Origin of the sequence: Pseudomonas sp. FYR_7 (genome assembly GCF_043106155.1) — a bacterium.
In the GTDB taxonomy this organism is placed as follows: Bacteria; Pseudomonadota; Gammaproteobacteria; order Pseudomonadales; family Pseudomonadaceae; genus Aquipseudomonas; species Aquipseudomonas parafulva_B.
The window spans coordinates 16,189-34,569 of sequence record NZ_JBICMI010000031.1 but is presented as its reverse complement, the minus strand read 5'-3'; the positions used below and the strand labels follow the sequence as shown (position 1 = coordinate 34,569).

Here is an 18,381-nt window from a genome sequence, read left to right as displayed (position 1 = left end):
TCGGCCTCCTGAAGTCGCGAAGATCAAAAGCAAGATCAAAAGCCAAAGCAAGATCAAGATCAAGATCAAGATCAAGATCAAGATCAAGATCAAGAATAATGGCAGCTACCGGGAGTTAAGAGTTGCAACTTTGAAGGTATTAACTGACTTCAATGAGTGGATCGAAGCTTGCGCACTGCCCCAGGCTACAATTACACCCGTGTGGGAGCGGCCTCGTGCCGCGATGGGCCGCGCAGCGGCCCCATGGTCACCTACCCTGCACCCCCCACCCAACCACCGCCCCAGACGTTTTCCCACGCATTCGCTGGCGCTTTTGCGCCATTGCGGCGAACATTGCCGGCTGATTTTGCTGCCAACGGAGTGACTGTGGCCAACGAGCAACCCAAGGCCCTCGCCGAACTGACCCCACCCACACGCCTCCCCTGGCTCAAACGGCTCATCGCCCAGTGCCTCGGGCGTGGTCTGACCCGCATTCAGGCGCAACACCCTCACTCCTGGTGGCTAGGCCATGCCGATGGCCAGCACCAAGGCCGGGGCGAAGGCGAACGCGCCGGGTTCGAACGTGGCCATGCGCAAGGGTACGAGGCAGGCCAGCAAGTGCTGGTCATCCGTGACCACCGCCCCGACACCCCAGCCATTCCCGGCCAGGACGATCACCTGTTCGAAGACTGGCGCCTGGCCCTGACCGCCGAGCTGAAGAAACGCTTCAAGGCCGACGTTGCCCAGCGCCTGCCCAGCCACGCGCAACCCAGCGCCGCGCAATGGAAACTGATCTTCAGCGACACACCGTCCACCTGCGTGGTGGCCGGGGCAGGGGCGGGCAAATCGACCTCCCTGGTGCTGCGAATCTTGCTGCTGCGTCACTACCTGGGCTACGAACTCGATGCGATGACGGTCGTCACCTTCACCCGTGAGTCGCGCAAGGACTTCATCAAGCGCTTGGTGCAGGTGTTCGCGCTGTGGGACGTTCATCTGCAACCGGCACAGGCGCGCGAACTGGTCCGCACCTTCCACTCCCGCATCCTGCCGCTGGTGCGCAGCTTGCCTGGGTTCGAGCAGGTGCGCGCGTTCGAGACCCTGGGCAACGAGATGCCCGCCGGGCGTGAGGCCGAGGCGGACAGCAACCCGTTCGACCTGCGCCTGAACGATGCCCAGCGCCAACAGCTCAATCATTGCTACAGCGCCCTGCTGGCGCACAGCCCGCGCTTTGCCGAGCTGATCGGCCACTTGCGCAACGAAGCCTTGCAACTCAAGCCACTGGACCCGGACAACCCCGAGGTGCAGAAACGCGCCCAGGTGACGCAACTGGCCGCGCAACGCGATGAAGAGCTGTGCGATGTGATCGAGGACCTTTGGTTCGCAGCGGGGGCTTGGCCAATCCAGGGCATTGAGCCGATGCGTGACACCGTTGAGATCCGTGGGTGCCGTTTTCATGTCCACGGCCGCTTGGGTGCCACCGGGCCATGGGTGGTGTTGGGCTTCGACCCTTCCGAGAGCGCCCAGTACCAACGACCCGGTGCCAAGCTCGCCGTACGCGCAGAGTGGGCAGTCAAACGAACCCTGTTGCAGGCATTCTGCGATCAGCCGTTGATCTGGCTGGACAACTACGCCATGGCCCGGCGCCTGGCCGCTTCGCTGGCAGGTGACGCCGTGGCCGGGCCTGGGTTCGAATACAAGGTCAAGGGCGAGCTGTCGGCCGCGCCGCTGCTCGACGCATTCGTCAGCGCCGCGAGCTTTATCGAGAACCTCGGCCTGGAGGTGAACACGGCTATTGCCGACATGCGCTTTGTGCCAGGCGACAGCGACGCGCTGTTCTTCGAAGCGTTGGCCCTTTACTGGAAAGCGTTCGAAGCGCATTTGCTTGACCAATTCCCTCCGGTCATGAGCTACAACCGCATGTTCGCGCTGTTCGGGGAAAACAACCCGGAAAACCTGCAACTGTTGCCCGACCCGCTGTTGCGGCCGCTGGCCCACCTGATGATCGATGAATTCCAAGACGTCTCGCCGCAAATCGTCAGCTGGCTGCGGGCGTCCTTGCGTGAAATCCGCAGGCGCGGCCCCGGCCTGAATGTCGGTCGCAATGCTCAGCACTCATCGCTGTTGTGCGTGGGCGATGACTGGCAGTCGATCTATGGCTGGCGAGGCAGCTCGCCCAAGTACTTCACCGAATTCACCAAGGCGTTCCCAACGCCCGCCAGCACACGGGTAATGATGGTGGAGAATTATCGCTGCCAGCAGCAGGTGATCGATGCCGCCGAGCACCTGGTCAAGGGCACGTCCACCATCGCCGGCAAGAAGGCCCGGGCCGCTGGCCCTGCCGCTGAACTTGCAGGCTCTCCGGTCAAGGTCTTCGAGCGTGACGAGGCCGCCTTGGGCCAGACCCTCATCGAGCATTACCAGCGCGGCGAGTCGGTGCTGATGCTCTACCGCAAGGGCAATGACCGGGCGGCGATGAGCGAACACCTGGAACCTGTGCTTCACGCCGAGGCAGCGGTGCCCCCCGAGCAGCGGCGTCTTCGCCAACTCACCTACCACAGCGCCAAGGGCTTGCAGGCCGATGCGGTGTTCATGCTGGGCGACTGCCAGTACCTGACCAGCTCGCCCTACAAGAACCAGGTCTATCGCCAGGCGGGCCTGGGCAAGGCGGGCGACCCGCAGCCGTTCGATACCGCCCAGAAAGAGGAGGTGCAGCGCTTGGCCTATGTGGCCGTGACCCGAGCGGTGCAGCATTGCTACTGGCACGTGGAGCCGGCCAATGGCGATGCCGCCGTGGCCGCTCGCGCTTCCAGCCGTGTGGATGGCCGTCAGGACTGTTTCGAAGACTGTCGGGGTCGGTGACGGTTAAGTCACCGTCGGTAAGGGGCCAGTGGTGGCCACTGGCTTGCGCCAAGGTGACCTGTCGGCGCCCTGCGCGCTCCGGCGCAAGGGTTGCCGCAGACGACAGGCGTCGTGGAACGCGGTGGCGTGTTCGGTCTGGTGTAGCTGCATCAGGCTGCCGATCAGGAAGCATACCCATGCGATCAACCACCACACCCAAGGATCACCCGCTGGACATCAATGGCATCGAAGTGGCTGTGCGCTGCTGGGGGCCGGAGGATGGCATTCCCGTACTGGCCTTGCATGGCTGGTTGGACAACGCCGCCTCGTTCGAGCGCCTGGCGCCCCTGCTCGATGGCTGTTTCGTGGTAGCCCCCGACCTGGTCGGCCATGGGCGTTCCGACCATCGGCGCCATGACAGCGGCTACTACCTATGGGAACACGCCGAGGACATGCTGTCGGTCACCGAAAGCCTTGGCATGCGGCAATTCCATGTACTGGCCCACGGCATGGGCAGCGGTGTGGCTTCGCTGCTGGCGGCCATGACCAGTGCGATTGCGAGCATGACCTTCCTCGACGGCATGGGGGCACCGTTCACCGTGGCCGAGCATGACCGCGTGCAGCACCTGGCACGGGCCTATCGCCTCAAGCGCATGGTCCAGCGTACGCAGATGCAGGGCTTCAACGAGCCGGACGTGCAACGCTTCGACGATTTGGACAGCGCGCTGGCTCAGCGTCGTGAACGGCTCGACACCGACTTGTCTCAAGAGGCTGCGAGGCTATTGGCGCTGCGCGACCTGCTCCAGCTCAACGACGGTTATTGCTGGCGCCACGACCCGCGGTTGGTGCTGCCTGAGCCCATGCCGCTCACCGAGCCGGAGGCATGCGATCTGCTCAGCCAGATTCGCTGCCCGCTGTACCTGATGTTTGGCCGGCAGGGCGCTTTCACGGGCGAGGCCTTCGGCCGCCGTGAAGCGGCATTGCCGCCACAGGCGAAAGTGTCCTGGCACCCAGGCGGCCATCATTTCCACCTCGATGCGCCGGACCGTGCCTTGGTTGATCAACTGCTGCGTATCCTCGCGCGCCATGAAGGCGGTGTGTTGCAGCGCTTGGTCAACGAGTAGCGCCTACACACGGTTGCGCCGTTCGTTCAAGCGCGGTGTCGGCCGGTACGGGGACACTGGGGGCTCCTGTCATTCTGGAGTTGCCCATGCGCTACCTCCTCGGCCCTGTATTTTTCTTTGGGTTCATTGGCGCTGCCCTGGCAGTGGCGATGAACACCTATCTGTTTTGGTTGCTGCCCTTGCTGGTGGGCATAGTGCTGGTGGCTGTCGGTGCGCCCCAGTCGTCCCGTCACCAGGCAGTGGTCCTCGGCCAGCCAGATCTCGCCCTGCCAACTCGGGTGCACTGCGCCGTTCATGGCCACAGTGAAGGCGTGTTAGTCAAAGTAGCCTCGCAGGCTGAAATTGTACCCAGTATCTACGGCGGAGTTCGCCACACGCCCAGCACGCTTGTTCAAGACGAACTCGAAGGTCGGTTCGTACAGGCCATCACACAGGCAGGCGCCGGCCAGGACTTCGACGTCATACCAGCCGTTGTCCAGTTCGATCACAGGGCGGCCCGGCTCACGGTAGCGCGCCAGCAAGTCGCCCAGGGTCTTGGGGGTGAAGTACTGGAGGATACGCCAGGTGTACAGCATCACAGCGCCATGCTCGATCTTCAGCGAATATCCACCGCGCTGGTGCTTGAGACGGCTGCTCGCCTCGCGCAATTTGGGCGTTTGCCCATCGAGCGTGAACACCACGTGGTAGGGAAGGTTGTCGACGCCGGCCACAGGCAGCACGACGCCGTCGCGTACGGCCTTGTCGCCGCTGTCATGGTGGGTGAATTCGTAGGCCAAGTCGTCAGGCAGGCCATGCTCCTGCTTGAAGCGCTCGAGCAATTGGATGTCACCTAGCAGGAAGTAGTCGACCAGGTCGTTGAGCACTTCGTCGAACTCATGACGCATCGTGTGTCCTTGGGCGACGATCGATAGGGCTGCGCCCGTCGGGATGTTGGACGGGCGCAGGCGGTGGGCAGGCGCCAGTCAGTGTAACTGCGTAATCTGGATGAGGTTGCCGCAGGTGTCGTCGAAGATTGCAGTCATGACGTTATCGACCTCGGCGGGTTTCTGATGGAACTGGACACCGGCAGCGGATAGCCGGATGTATTCGCCTTGTATGTCTCGCACGGCAAAGGTTGCGGTGGGTATGCCGTCTTCTTTGAGCGCGGCCTTGTACGCTTTCGACGCAGGGTGCACCTCTGGCTCCAGTTGCAGTTGCACGCCGTTGGGGTCGTTGGGTGAGGTCAGGGTCAGCCAGCGGTGCTGGCCCATGGCGAGGTCTTGTTTAGGTTCGAAGCCCAGTACGTAGTGATAGAAGGCAAGCGCTTTGGCTTGGTCGTCGACAAGAATACGGGTGAGCATGATCTTCATGGGCGCACACCTATGCTGGGGTCGTTACTTATCAGTAAAGACGGCCCTTGACGTTTGGCAATGCAGCCCAGTATCAAATCGCGTCTTTGATCACGCCATCGGTGCATCAGGGCCGCAAACTGGTCAATGGCCGGCGCAGCACAAGCGTTCAGCCTTTGGAAATGTCCGTAGTGGTGTGCAGGTCAGCGGCGAATACCTCGGTGACCTTCGTCCGATAGGCTTCGAAGGCTGCAATGGCACCGGCGATCACGTCAGCTTCTTGTTGTTCATCGAGCGCCAGGCCGTCGATTGCGCTCACGAACGCCTTCCAGTGCTGGGCGCGTCCTTGCGGGTGGGCTGCCAGGTGCCGCGCACCCAGGCTTTCGTCCAGGCCAAGGCACTGGGTGTGCTTGAACAAGAAGGCGGCGCCCAGGTTCGAACCCTCGCTGCAATACAGCCAGCCCAGTGCCTGGGCCGGGTCTACCTTCACCCTCGCCGGCAAGGCAGGTGGTAGTTGGCCCAGGTCGCGAATGTCCTGCTCGACCGCAGCGAGCCGCGACAGCGACGAGAGGCCCGGCAGCCACGCATTGAGGTGGGGGTCCTCGTAAAGTCCATGGAGGCTGCCGTGAAAGTGATGCTGTACCAGCAGGAAGCGCCCATAGCGCGCTCTGTCCTCAAAGGGGTGCGCGGCCATGACCAACTGATCGACACTGTCATGTTCGCGGTGGGTGGCCGCTTTGAGGCGTTTGCAACGGCTTGTCTCCAGGGGTGACACGGGTACTGCGATCATTCGGTGAGTCCGTCGCGGGCAGAAAGGCATCCATGATGCGTGGCGGTGAGCATCGCAGCAAGCATCAGGCGCGGTTATCATGGCCGCCGTATCGTTCAGACCCAAGGAAAAGCCGGTCATGTCTTCGCTTCAGTTCCGTACGCCGTCCCTTGAGGACGCCAGCCGCTGCCACGCCATCGAGATCGGTGCCTACGAGGGAGACGAAGCTGCCACGCTGGAAAAGATCCAGACGCGCATCAGTCAGTACCCACAGGGGTTTCTGTTGCTCGAAAGTGATGGAGAGATCGTTGGCTTCATCAACAGCGGCTGCGCCCATCAGGTGGTGATGTCGGACGAAGCGTTCAAGGAACTGGTGGGGCATGACCCCGATGCCCCCAACGTAGTGATCATGTCGGTGGTGGTCGACCCGGCGTATCAGGGCCAAGGTCATGCCAAGCGATTGATGGAAGCGTTCATCCTGCGAATGAAAGCCTGCGCGAAGCAGACCATCCACCTGATGTGCAAAGAACAGCACGTACCGCTGTACCGCAAGCTGGGTTATCAGTACGTCCAGCCTTCACCTTCCGAGCACGGCGGTATGGCGTGGCATGAGATGGTAATGGTGCTGTGAGCCATTGCCGGGCGGCGTCAGGTAGGGCCGCACTGCGGCCCACCGGCGGCAAGCGCGACGCTACAGGTTGAACCTGCCGGTGAGCTGGGGCTGGCTTGCTGGTGATGGGCTGTCATGCAGCCCCAGAGGCACAAGACAGCCAGCATCACGAGGCGGCGCCTCTATCAGCCTGCGACCAACTGATGGGCCAGGCGGTTGTGGCGTTCGAGCACCCGTGGCAGGTCGACGGTGACCAACTGGCCGTCCCTGACCACCACCTTGCCGTTGATGACGCTGGTATGCACCTGGGTCGGGGTGCAGAACACCAGCGCTGCAAGCGGGTCATGATGCCCGCCGGCGTAGGCGACATGGCCCAGGTCGAAGGCGACGAAATCAGCGACCATGCCCGGTGCCAGTGCGCCGATGTCATCGCGGTTGAGCACCTTGGCGCCGCCCAGGGTCGCGATTTCCAGCGCTTCGCGGGCCGTCATCGCATCCGGGCCAAATCCCACGCGTTGCAGCAGCAGGGCCTGGCGGACCTCGCCGATCATGCTGGCACCGTCGTTGGACGCCGAACCGTCCACCCCGAGCCCGACCGGTACGCCATGATCGCGCATGGCGCGCACCGGGGCGATACCTGAAGCCAGGCGCATGTTCGAGCATGGGCAATGGGCGACCCCGGTGCCGGTGCGGGCGAACAGTTCGATGCCATGCTGGTCCAGTTGCACGCAGTGCGCGTGCCACACGTCGGGCCCGACCCACCCCAAATCCTCGGCGTACTCGGCAGGGGTCATGCCGAATTTTTCCCGGCTGTAGGCAATGTCGTTGACGTTTTCGGCCAGGTGCGTGTGCAGCGATACGCCATGCTGGCGAGCCAGAACAGCCGCTTCGCGCATCAGGTCGCGGCTGACCGAGAAGGGCGAGCAGGGCGCCACCACGATCCGGCGCATCGAGCCATGGCTGGCATCATGGTAGTCCTCGATCAGGCGTTGGGACTCCTTGAGGATATCCGCTTCCTTTTCCACTACCGAGTCCGGCGGCAGCCCGCCCTGGCTCTGGCCCACGCTCATGCTGCCGCGGGCGGCGTGAAAACGCATGCCGATTTCGGCAGCCGCATGGATGCTGTCGTCGAGCTTGCATCCGTTGGGGTAGATGTACAGATGGTCGCTCGAGGTGGTGCAACCGGAAAGGATCAGCTCGGCCATGGCCGTCTGGGTCGAGACCGCAATCATCTCGGGGGTGAGCCGTGCCCAGATCGGGTACAGCTGGGTGAGCCAGTTGAACAGCTCGCCGTCCTGGGCGGCTGGCACCACCCGCGTCAGGCTCTGGTACATGTGATGGTGGGTGTTGACCAGCCCGGGGATGACCACCTTGCCGGACATGTCCAGCACCTCGTCCGCCTGTTGGGGCAGGGTATCGCTGGGGCCGACTTGCTTGATCAGGTTGTCTTCGATGTACAGGCCACCGCCGCGGATTTCGCGGCGCTCGCCATCCATGGTGACGAGCAGTTGGGCATGCTTGATCAGGAGCGTTCTTGGTGCGTGTGAAGATGACATGGTCGATGCCTGTTGCAATACGCGCCGGCGATGGCCAGCGTCGTAGGCGACGCGGCAATGTAATCAGGAAATGATCAAGTTGTATACATTGACCGTATTTGTGAATGTGCGTCACCTCATATGTGAAAATCGGCCAGAAATAAGACTCCTGCGATCGAATAAACTGGCAGCCAATGTCTTGAGAGTTCTTCCATGTCTGCCGCATCCACCACCGCTTCACCCGTTGACGAAGCTCCACGGGCAGCCATCAGCATTGCCATCCTCGCGTTCTCCGCTTTCCTGATTGTCACCACCGAGTTTCTCATTGTGGGCCTGTTGCCTGCCCTGAGCCGCGACCTGGGGGTGTCCATCTCCATGGCTGGACAACTGGTCACGCTGTTCGCATTCACAGTCATGCTGGCAGGGCCGTTCCTCACGGCCATGCTGGCGCATCTGGACCGTAAACGGCTGTTCATCACCATCTTGCTGGTTTTTGCCGCGGCCAATGCCCTGGCGGCCGTGGCCGATAACTTCTGGGTACTGGCCATTGCACGTGTCATACCGGCATTGGCGTTGCCGGTGTTCTGGGGTACTGCCAGCGAGACGGCCGGGCACCTCGCCGGGCCCGAGCATGCAGGGCGTGCGGTATCGAAGGTTTACCTGGGCATCTCTGCCGCCATGCTGCTGGGCATCCCGCTGGGCACGTTGGCCGCTGACGCGTTGGGCTGGCGTGGCGCCTTCGGGGCGCTGGCGGTGCTTTCCCTGATGATGGCCGTGGCGATGGGCGTCTGGATGCCCCACGTAGCCCGCACCGCCAGGGTGGATTTCGCCCGTCAGGCGCGGATTTTCACCGAACGCTTCTTCGTAGCGAACGTGCTGCTGTCGATTCTGGTGTTCACCGCCATGTTCACCGGCTACACCTACCTGGCCGACCTGCTCGAGCGTGTGGCGGGTGTGGCACCGGCTCACACCGGTTGGTGGCTGATGGGCTTCGGCGCCGTTGGCCTGCTGGGCAACTGGATCGGGGGGCGCGCCGTCGACCACTCCGTTCTCAAGGCCACCGCGGGCTTTCTGGTGCTGCTGGCGATCGGCATGGCAGCGCTGGTGCCCTTGGCCCATGCAGGCCTGGTGTTCTGCCTGGCGCTGGCGTTGTGGGGTATCGCCAACACCGCGCTTTACCCGGTCTGCCAAGTGCGCGTAATGGCGTCGGTGACCCACGCCAAGGCGCTGGCCGGTACCGCCAACGTATCGGCTGCCAACGCCGGCATCGGCCTGGGTGCGGTGCTTGGTGGCATGACCATCGACGGGCTGGGGGTTGCTTATCTGGGCTATGTGGCCGCCGCAGTCGCTGTGCTGGCGCTGCTGGCAGTGCCCGTAGTGGGCAGGCTGGCGCCTCAGACGGGTTCGGCGGTACGTGTGCCGTGAGGGGCGAGCCTGGGCAACAGGTAATCGAGCAGTGCACGCACTTTGGGTAGGTGCTCGCGACGCTTGAGCCAGACCAGGTTCATTGGCAACCCGTCGGTTGCCAGCTCCGGTAGCACCTCGACCATCCGTCCATTATCGAGGTGCTGCTGGGTCAACCAGGTGGGTAGCTGACCTATGCCATGGCCGGCCAGCACCGCCGCGACCTCACCTTCGCCATCGCCCACGGCGATGCGCGGCTGTACCGTGCGACGCTCCATCTCCCCAGGCTGGCGCCCCTTGAAGAACCAAGGGCTGACCAGGCCGTCGGTGTGCCCATAGCCCACGCAGTGGTGATGCTCCAGGTCCTCCTCGCTTTGCGGAGTACCGTAAATGTCGAGGTAGTCGGGGGCTGCGCAGAACATCAGGCGCTGGGCGCCAAAGTACTGATGGCCCAGGGCAGCGGGCCAGGTATCGGGGCCGCCGATGCGCACCACGATGTCGATGCCTTCCTGCACCGGGTCGACGAAACGGTCGGAAAACGAGACGTGCGGCTGCAGCAGCGGATGCTGCCGGGTAAACGCCAGGATCAGCGGCAGCACATGCAAGCGCCCATAGGAGGCGGGCAAGTCGATGCGTACCCGTCCGTGAGGTTCATTACCCGTAGTGGCGAGGGTGTGTTCGACTTCTTCCAGATCGGCCAGCACCGAGGTGCAGGTGCGGTAGAAAACCACGCCTGCCTCGCTCAGCGACAACCGGCGGGTGGTGCGCTCGAACAGGCGAACGCCCATGCGCGCCTCGAGGCGCGCGATACTCTTGCTGACCGCCGAGCTGGTAAGGCTCAGTCGCCCGGCCGCTGCCGTGAAGCTGCCGAGGTCGGCGACCGCGACGAAGACGTCGATCCCTTTGAGTCGTTCTGAGGAGTGCATGACCGGCCTTTACATGGGTTCGTGGGGCAGACCCCGGCAGCATAAGGGATCCTGTGATGGCGTTTTAGGGTAATAGCGTCGGGAGACAGGCCTGTGTAGTGCGTCGGCAATGGAACACCAGCCCATCTTGCACACTCATAGGCTTTGCGCCAGCGCCTTGGGTAGATCATGCTGTACCGACCCGGCCCTGATGCACCAAAGGACTGCCCCATGTTCCCTTTTGCCTGGATAGCCTGCGCATGACCCTGACGTTGCTCACCTTTTTCGGCACCCTGGCCGCCATGGAAGGCGTGGCCTGGTTTGCTCACAAGTACATCATGCATGGCTTCGGCTGGGGCTGGCACCGCTCGCACCACGAGCCGCGTACCGGGATCTTCGAGAAGAACGACCTGTACGCCGCGGTGTTCGCCGTGCTGGCGATCGTGCTCATCGCCCTGGGTAATGCCGGTTGGTACCCGTTGCAATGGGTAGGCGCAGGCATGACGGCCTATGGGGTTCTGTATTTCGTCGCCCACGACGGCCTGGTGCACCGGCGCTGGCCTTTCAAAGTGGTGCCGCGCAAGGGTTACTTCAAGCGCCTGTACCAGGCACATCGGCTTCATCATGCCGTACAGGGACGCGAAGGCTGTGTGTCGTTCGGTTTTCTGTATGTCCCCACTATCGAGCGGCTGCGCCAGCAACTTCGGGCACTGCATGGCGGGCCGCTGCGGGCGAAGGGCGCTGCCACAGGCGAGCCGGGCGTTGGGGGTAGCGACGCAGCCGACAGCTCAGCGCCTGCCAAAACCCCGTGACCAAGGCACCGACCTTTTCGCGTTTTGACGTAGACAGCCGCCCGTCCCAGGCGTCGATCCCGGCGCTGTCGACCTTCAGGCCGATGCGCCGGTATACCTGACCAGCCGTGGCCACTGCCCACGCCGAGCGCAGCGGCAAGGCCGGCAGCCCCGCCTGGGCGCTGGCGTAGTAGGGCTCGGCCTGGGCGACCAGGCGCCTGGCCAGGGTGGCGACGGCTGCGCGATGACGCACATCGGCCAGGTCGTCTGCACTGAGGTCGAATTCCGACAGCCAAGCCTGGGGCAAGTAACAGCGCCCGACCTTGGCATCATCGACGATGTCTCGGGCGATGTTGGTCAGCTGCATGGCCAGGCCCAGGTCGCAGGCCCGGTCAAGCACGCGCGCCTCCTGAACGCCCATGACTCTGGCCATCATCAGGCCCACCACACCTGCCACGTGATAGCAATAGACCATGACCTCATCCAGGGTCTGGTAGCGGCAGGCGGACACGTCCTGGGCGAAGCCTTCGAGCAGGTCGAAGGCTTCGGCGCGGGGGATGCCGTGGCGCCTGGCCACTTCGCGCAGTGCGGCGAAGGCCGGTTGATCCACGGGCAAGTCCGCGCAGGCGGCTTCGGTCTGGCGCTGCAGATCCAACAGGCGCACTTGCGCTTCTTCCTGGCTGATTACCACCGCATCATGCCCGGCTTGCTGCCCATCGATCACGTCATCGCAATGGCGGCACCAGGCATACAACAGTACGGCGCTGCGCCGAGTGTGCGCATCGAAGAGCCGGGCTGCTGCGGCAAAGCTCTTCGAACCCACGGCAATGCTGTGTTCGGCATGGGCAAGCAACTGGTCGTGGGACGGTGCGGTCATGCGCCCAGGTCCTCGAGCATCAGCCCTGCCGTGGCCTTGGCCGAGGCGATCACGCCAGGTACACCGGCCCCCGGGTGCGTGCCTGCGCCCACCAGGTACAGGTTGCTCACTTGGCTGTCACGGTTGTGCGGGCGGAACCAGGCGCTCTGGGTCAGGATCGGTTCCAGGGAAAACGCCGAACCCAGGTGCGCATTGAGTTCCTCACGGAAGTCCAGCGGCGTGAAGGTGCGGCAGGTGACCAGGTCCTCGCGCAGGCCAGGAATGTAGTGACGTTCCAGGTAGTCGAGAATCTTGTCCCGGAACCGTGGCCCTTCCACCTCCCAATCGATGGCCGCGTTGCCCATGTGCGGTACGGGCGCCAGCACGTAGTGGCTCGAGCATCCTTCCGGAGCGAGGCTCGGGTCGGTGGCGCAAGGGGTGTGCAGGTAGAGTGAAAAGTCTTCGGCAAGCTCATGACCGTTGAAGATTTCGTCGATCAGCTCCCGGTAGCGCGGGCCAAAGCAGACCGTGTGATGGCGCAGTTGCGGCTGGGTGCGCTTGAGGCCGAAGTGCACCACGAACAGCGAGTTGCTAAAGCGCTTGCCCTTGAGCCGCTTGCCTTCCTGTTCACCCCGTGGATGCTCGCCCAGCAGGTCGGAGTAGGTGTGCACCACATCGGCATTGGAAGCGACTGCGTCTGCCAGCCAGCGCCGCCCGTCCTGGGTGCGCACGCCAGTCACGCGGCTGCCTTGGGTTTCGAACGCGGCCACCTTGGCATTGAGCTCCAGGGTGCCGCCCAGGTCGGTGAACAACTTGGCCATGCCCTGCACCAGGGCGCCGGTGCCGCCTTTAGGGAACCACACACCCCAGGTGCGCTCCAGTGCATGGATCAAGGTGTAGATCGAGGACGTGGCGAAGGGGTTGCCCCCGACCAGCAAGGCGTGGAACGAAAACGCCTGGCGCAGCTGGTCATCCTGGATGAACCGCGCCACCATGCTATAGACGCTGCGCCAGGCCTGCAGGCGAGCCAACTGCGGGCCGGCATGCAGCATGTCGCGAAAAGACAGGAACGGCACCGCGCCGAGCTTGATGTAGCCTTCTTGCAGCACGGCTTTGGAATAGGCCAGGAACTGTCGATAACCTTCCACGTCCTTGGGCTCGAAGGCCTCGATCTGGCGTTCCAGGTCGGCCTGGTCATTGCCATAGTCGAAGGCCCGCCCATCCTCCCAGCACAGGCGGTAGAACGGCGTTACCGGCAGCAACTCCACGTAATCCTGCATAGGCCGGCCGGCGAGGGTGAACAGGGCTTCGATGGCGCTTGGGTCGGTGATCACCGTGGGGCCTGCGTCGAAGGTAAAGCCTTGGTCGTTGTAGACGTAGGCGCGGCCACCGGGTTTGTCGCGTGCCTCGAGCAAGGTGGTGGGGATACCCGAGGCCTGCAGGCGAATGGCCAGGGCCAGGCCGCCAAGGCCTGCCCCAATGACCAGGGCGGATCGTTCGTTGCTCATGGATAGTCCTTGAAATGGGCAGGAGAGTGTCGCAAGGCGGCCTTCATGGCCTCGCCTACGGGCACAGGCGGCTTGCCGCACAGGATCCGCAGACGATCACGCAGCGTACTCTGGCCTGCGTAGAAACGGGCGATCAGCCCATCAGGCAATCGATAAAAGCGCTGCATCACCTGCCAGCGACGGTTCGGCCGGCCGGCCAGAAACAGCATTCGGTTGAGCAGGCGGTAGAACCCTTGTTCCCGCCAGCGTCGGTGGAGGTAGGCGCCCAACGCGGGCTTGAGTGACGCCGTATCATCCAGCGCTTGCGTCGCCAACCAGTCGGCTAGGCGCACAGCATCGGGCAGTGAATAGCCCGTGGTGCAGTGAAACAGTCCGGCCCGCAGGCCAACGGCGAGCGGCCCTTGCTGCTCGTTCCACCAGCCAGGAAAGTCGTCGGCCAGGGTGATCGGCAATACGCCCTGTTCTTCACGCAGGCACTCGGCGACGTGCCAGCCGCGCTGCTGCAGGTAGCGTTCGATGTGCTGGCGCAGCTGCTCTGCGGCGGGCGCCTGGCTGTCGACGTAATGGGTGTCCTCCACCAGCAGGGTGTCGGCCGTGAAGGGCAGTACATAGACGAAGCGATAGCCTTCGCCCTGGGGTGCCCGCGCATCCATCAGAATCGGTGCCTCCAAGCCATGGGGGGCCGTCAGGCGCACGATCTGCCCAAGGAATGCTTGCTGGCCGAGCACCCGGTGAGGGCTGTGCTGCATGCCCCGGCCATCGATCACTACCGCGGCGTGCAAGGTTTCGCCGCTAGCGAGTGTGACGTGGCTGGCACCCACTTCAGCGACAGCGCAGCCCGTGCGCAAGCTCGGGCCGAGGGCAGGGGTGATCACCCGGGCGAAACGCTCGCTGGTGATGCTCGCATAACCGCCTTCCATACGCCTGGAAAAAGCCGGGAAGTGCACGTGGTACGCAGGCCAGCGCTGCTCGACCAGCGGGGCCAGCCAGCGTTGTTGCTCGAGAGTGAGGTCGGCGTCATGAAAGGACCAGGTGTGGTTCCCGCCCAGGGCCAGCCCTTGTTCCAGGCACAGCACGCGCAATTGCGGGCGCAATTGCTGGAGTCGCCAGGCGATCAGGCCGTTGGCCAACCCACCACCTACCAGGATCAGGTCATAGGGCACGGTGTGTTCTCCGAAATGCTGGGTTGGCCACTGTGCAGCGCGGCTTCGATGAGGCTGGCAGCGCGCTGTACGCCACCGCAGGCGGCAAGCTCGGCTTCCAGCGCGGCATTACGTGGTGCAGCTTCATCAAGCAGCTGACGCAACGTCTGGCCAATGGCAGCTACGCTGGCTCGTTTGGAGAGTACCCGCCCCAAGCGGTGATGGCGCACCCGCGCAGCCACGCCAGGCTGATCGAATGCAATCGGCATGACCAGCAACGGTGTGCCGGCGCACACGGTATCGAGCACCGTGTTCAAGCCGCCATGGCTGATCACCACATTGGCTCGCCGCACCGCCCAGTGCTGAGGGGCGAAGTCGGTCACGACGGTGGCGCCAATCTGGCGCAGCCTGGCCTGCTGATGGCCATCCAACCCACCGCAGTGCGCCACCAGCAACTGGGCATCCAGGCGTCGGCAAGCCTTGGCAATACGTGCGAACAGATCGAACCGGTGGCCCTGGAGCGTCCCCAGGCTTGCGAATACCAAGGGCTTGCCGGGGTCGAAAGACCAGTTGGGGCTCGCCTGAGAGGGCGTGCTGCGTAACGGGCCGACGGCGTGAAAGTGTTTGGGCAGACCCACTCTGGGGAAATCCAGGTGCAGGGGTGTCTGGCTCAACTGGATCAGTGGCGAGAGAAATTCATGGGCGCCGCTGCGCGGTTGCAGCCCGTGGCGATGACAGGCCTGCAGCAAGGTGTCGTGCAGCGGGCGCATGAGCCAGTCATGGACCTGAACACTGCCTTCGTAGAGGCGCGCATCCAAGCCCAGCCCGAACGGCATCACGGGCAATGGCAAGCCTGGCTCGCGATTGATTGGCAATGCACAGGCCACTGAAAAGAACGGCAGTTTGCAAGCCTCGGCCACCAAGCCGCCTGCGGGCTCCATCTGATCGCAAATCATCGCATCGACCCGATGTTCACTGAGCGCCTGCGGCAGGTTGCTGATCAGCATTGCCGTGGTGTGCGCCAGCTGTTTGATCAAGCGACGCAGGCGCAGCGGCCCGGCGGGGTCAGCCACGCGGCGCATGGCAAGGTCAAGGCTGCCCGGCGGGCACTCGGCATGGCCGATGGCGACGAAGCCCACTCGCCTGTCGCTCAGCCAGCGTTCGGCTTCAGGCTGGTGAAAGAAACTGACCCGATGGCCGCGTTCGATCAATTCGCCGCCCAAGGCTTGCATCGCTGCAAAATGGCTAGGGTAGGGCGGGGCAATCAGGGCGAAGTGGCTCATTTGATGTCTAACTGGGCGTTGACCAGTCGGGCCCGGCGCAACTGCGCCAGCGTGGCCGAGCCTGTGCAAAAGCAGGCGATACGCAGTTGCCGGATGATCACGTCGAAATGCGAGACCACCGCTTCGGTGGATGCCATTGCAGAGGTCAGCACCCCGGCAGCCTGGCCCACCAGGTCCGCCCCCAGGCGGATGGCCTTGGCCGTGTCCACGCCATCGCGGACCCCGCCTGAGGCGATCAGGCCAACCGTCGGCACGGCGCGGCGCACGGCAAGCAGGCTATGGGCGGTCGGGATGCCCCAGCCGCTGAAGGCCATTGCCACCGCACGCTCGGCAGGGTCATTGGCACGCTCGGCCTCCACCGCGGCCCAGCTTGTGCCGCCGGCGCCGGCCACATCGATCATGGACACGCCAGCGTCGTACAATTGCCGCGCAACGCCCGGCGAAATACCGGCGCCTACTTCCTTGACGATGATGGGCGCCTGAAGCTGCCCGGCAACCTGCTCGATGCAGGCGAGCACCCCGTTCCAGTTGCGGTCGCCCTCGGGCTGAACGGCTTCCTGCAGGGGGTTGAGGTGAATGATCAGGGCGCTGGCATCGAGTGTATCGACCGCGCGGCGGGCAAGGTCCAGGCCATCGGCCTCGCGTAACTGGGCCGCGCCCAGGTTTGCCAAAAGCGGGACATCGGGTGCAAGCCTTCTCAGCTCTGTGGTCAGTCCCTGGTCCTGGCCGCTGCGCAAGCTGACTCGCTGCGAACCCACACCCATGGCCAGGCCCAAAGCCTGCGCAGCTTCGGCCAGGTGCTGGTTGATGAACCGTGCGCGATCAGCCCCGCCAGTCATCGAACTGATCAACAGCGGTGCGCGCAGTGCCATGCCGAACAACTCGGTACCCAGGTCGACGTCTTCCAGGGCCATTTCAGGCAGTGCACAATGTTCGAAACGCAGCGCTGACCACCCAGCGTCGACCCCGTGCGAGGTACTGCCGGTGGCCAGGACGATATCCAGGTGATCATCCTTGCGTTGACTCAACGGGCTTTTGTTCATGCCGGCTCCACTGCCAGGGAATCATCCTGAGGTACGTGCGGTCTGTGTGCTTAAGACAGACAAGTTGTACAACACTACCCGTTTTGTATAGCTAAGCTCATAAAAAGCACAGCATCAGGCAACGGCGCCTATCAGTCGTTCCTTTTTCATCTACGGTCAATGGGCCGCCCACATCGAGAGGCAAGGATGACGACCATCGCCCCCCCGCACAGCGCTGGCGCTGATCACGATCAGTCACTGGCCGTCGCACATGCGGCCGTAGAGGCCCGGCTGGCAGCCTTGCTGCCATCGGCAGGTCACGAGCGCGACCTCGTGGTTGCGGCCATGCGCGACTGTACCCTGGCGCCAGGCAAGCGCTTGCGGCCCCTGTTGTTACTTTTTACGGCACAGGGTCTGGGCGCATGCCCACACGCAGCGCTCGACCTCGGCTGTGCCGTCGAGATGGTACATGCAGCTTCCCTTGTGCTGGACGATCTGCCGTGCATGGACAACGCCGCCTTGCGCCGCGGCCGCCCTACCTTGCACCTGGCTTTTGGCGAAGACGTGGCTGTGTTGACGGCCATCGCCTTGCTCTCCCGTGCGTTTGGGGTTGTGGCGGGGTTGCAGACGGTCGGGCCGGATGTGCGCAGCGACCTAGTGGTGACCCTCACCTCGGCCATCGGTGCCGATGGGCTGGTCAAGGGGCAGTTGCAGGATCTGCGTGACGGTGCACGGCCGCGGACGGCGGCTGAAATTGCCGAGACCAATCAACTCAAGACCGGGGCCTTGTTCTCGGCCCTGCTAGGCATGGCCGGCCGGCTGGCGGGGGCTGGCGCCAGCCAGCAGGGCACCCTGCTGCAATTGGCGGGGGAGTTGGGGCAGGCGTTTCAGTTGCACGACGACTTGCACGACCGTGACCCGGAAAGTGGCAAGAGCATGGGGTTGGACCAGGGCAAGTCGACCCTGCTGGCGATGTGTGGCGAAATGCAGGTGCGCCAGCGGTTGGAAGCCCATTTGCAGAGCGTCGAACAGTGCCTGAACAGCCTGGGCCTTGGGACCTCGCCGATCGGTGGGGTATTGCGCAAGGTGTTCGCATCGAAGGGTGTGCAGGCTGCCGGCAGCACCGTATGGCGTCAGGGCCTGGGTGGTCTTGCGGTAGGTGGAGCGGTCGTGCATCACGTCTAAGGCGCAGGGCGTTGCGCCAATCCAAAGGTCTACGCAGTCCCTGTAGGAGCGGCCCTTGTGCCGCGATGGGCCGCAAAGCGGCCCCGGCGAAATGAGCTGCGA

The 18,381-nt window shown here is 63.7% G+C and carries 16 protein-coding genes and 1 pseudogene; 7 read left to right on the top strand and 10 right to left on the bottom strand.

The annotated features are described in order from the left end of the window. From ACF8R3_RS07800 to ACF8R3_RS07790, 3 genes are all read left to right on the top strand, one after another. Positions 1–364: hypothetical protein (locus tag ACF8R3_RS07800; protein ID WP_392515409.1), on the top strand; the 364-nt coding region annotated here is incomplete at its 5' end. A 2-nt stretch (positions 365–366) separates the two neighbouring features. Next, complete coding sequence (locus ACF8R3_RS07795; protein ID WP_392515407.1) at positions 367–2,838, top strand: UvrD-helicase domain-containing protein; 2,472 nt, start codon at positions 367–369, stop codon at positions 2,836–2,838. A gap of 176 nt (positions 2,839–3,014) precedes the next feature. Then, entirely contained in the window at positions 3,015–3,941 is a 927-nt protein-coding gene (locus tag ACF8R3_RS07790; protein ID WP_058605934.1) for an alpha/beta fold hydrolase, read from the top strand. A 314-nt stretch (positions 3,942–4,255) separates the two neighbouring features. On the opposite strand, the gene ACF8R3_RS07785 is transcribed toward ACF8R3_RS07790, so the two are convergent. The 3 genes from ACF8R3_RS07785 to ACF8R3_RS07775 form a co-directional block, all read right to left on the bottom strand. Continuing rightward, entirely contained in the window at positions 4,256–4,825 is a 570-nt protein-coding gene (locus ACF8R3_RS07785; protein ID WP_392515405.1) for a hypothetical protein, read from the bottom strand. 78 nt (positions 4,826–4,903) lie between these two features. After that, entirely contained in the window at positions 4,904–5,290 is a 387-nt protein-coding gene (locus tag ACF8R3_RS07780) for a VOC family protein (protein ID WP_196127293.1), read from the bottom strand. 148 nt (positions 5,291–5,438) lie between these two features. Further along, positions 5,439–6,059 carry a biliverdin-producing heme oxygenase gene (locus tag ACF8R3_RS07775; protein ID WP_392515404.1) on the bottom strand — a complete coding sequence of 207 codons (621 nt, stop codon included), beginning with the start codon at positions 6,057–6,059 and terminating at the stop codon, positions 5,439–5,441. 118 nt (positions 6,060–6,177) lie between these two features. Between ACF8R3_RS07775 and ACF8R3_RS07770 the strand changes: the two genes are divergently transcribed. Continuing rightward, positions 6,178–6,669, top strand: coding sequence for a GNAT family N-acetyltransferase (locus ACF8R3_RS07770; protein WP_058638016.1), 492 nt, complete (start codon positions 6,178–6,180; stop codon positions 6,667–6,669). A 164-nt stretch (positions 6,670–6,833) separates the two neighbouring features. Here the strand turns inward: ACF8R3_RS07770 and ACF8R3_RS07765 are convergent, their stop codons facing one another. After that, the gene (locus ACF8R3_RS07765) at positions 6,834–8,204 is read right to left on the bottom strand and encodes an 8-oxoguanine deaminase (RefSeq protein WP_058605930.1); all 1,371 of its coding nucleotides are present in this window, start codon (positions 8,202–8,204) and stop codon (positions 6,834–6,836) included. Positions 8,205–8,396: 192 nt separating this feature from the next. On the opposite strand from ACF8R3_RS07765, the gene ACF8R3_RS07760 reads away from it, so the two are divergent. After that, positions 8,397–9,608, top strand: coding sequence for an MFS transporter (locus ACF8R3_RS07760; protein WP_196127295.1), 1,212 nt, complete (start codon positions 8,397–8,399; stop codon positions 9,606–9,608). Here ACF8R3_RS07760 and ACF8R3_RS07755 read toward each other — a convergent pair. Then, a complete protein-coding gene (locus ACF8R3_RS07755) occupies positions 9,578–10,513 on the bottom strand; it encodes a LysR family transcriptional regulator (RefSeq protein ID WP_078478495.1) in 936 nt (311 codons plus the stop codon). The genes ACF8R3_RS07760 and ACF8R3_RS07755 overlap by 31 nt on opposite strands. Before the next feature lie 239 nt (positions 10,514–10,752). Between ACF8R3_RS07755 and ACF8R3_RS07750 the strand changes: the two genes are divergently transcribed. Continuing rightward, positions 10,753–11,304, top strand: a complete 552-nt coding sequence (locus ACF8R3_RS07750; RefSeq protein WP_078478496.1) for a sterol desaturase family protein — start codon at positions 10,753–10,755, stop codon at positions 11,302–11,304. Here the strand turns inward: ACF8R3_RS07750 and ACF8R3_RS07745 are convergent. The 5 genes and pseudogenes from ACF8R3_RS07745 to fni form a co-directional block, all read right to left on the bottom strand. Beyond that, a pseudogene (locus ACF8R3_RS07745) lies at positions 11,228–12,160 on the bottom strand (phytoene/squalene synthase family protein); the annotation flags it as partial. The gene ACF8R3_RS07750 and the pseudogene ACF8R3_RS07745 sit on opposite strands and share 77 nt — an antisense overlap. After that, positions 12,157–13,647, bottom strand: a complete 1,491-nt coding sequence (locus tag ACF8R3_RS07740) for a phytoene desaturase (RefSeq protein WP_100851592.1) — start codon at positions 13,645–13,647, stop codon at positions 12,157–12,159. The pseudogene ACF8R3_RS07745 and the gene ACF8R3_RS07740, both read right to left, overlap by 4 nt. Next, a complete protein-coding gene (gene crtY / locus ACF8R3_RS07735) occupies positions 13,644–14,810 on the bottom strand; it encodes a lycopene beta-cyclase CrtY (protein WP_392515401.1) in 1,167 nt (388 codons plus the stop codon). The genes ACF8R3_RS07740 and crtY overlap by 4 nt, the downstream gene beginning before the upstream one ends. Further along, entirely contained in the window at positions 14,795–16,072 is a 1,278-nt protein-coding gene (locus ACF8R3_RS07730; RefSeq protein ID WP_392515400.1) for a glycosyltransferase, read from the bottom strand. Before ACF8R3_RS07730 ends, crtY begins: the two co-directional genes overlap by 16 nt. After that, positions 16,069–17,115, bottom strand: coding sequence for a type 2 isopentenyl-diphosphate Delta-isomerase (fni, locus tag ACF8R3_RS07725; RefSeq protein WP_196127299.1), 1,047 nt, complete (start codon positions 17,113–17,115; stop codon positions 16,069–16,071). Before fni ends, ACF8R3_RS07730 begins: the two co-directional genes overlap by 4 nt. Positions 17,116–17,301: 186 nt before the next feature. Here fni and ACF8R3_RS07720 point away from each other — a divergent pair, with 186 nt between their 5' ends. After that, entirely contained in the window at positions 17,302–18,279 is a 978-nt protein-coding gene (locus ACF8R3_RS07720) for a polyprenyl synthetase family protein (RefSeq protein ID WP_196127301.1), read from the top strand. The last annotated feature ends 102 nt before the right edge of the window (positions 18,280–18,381 follow it).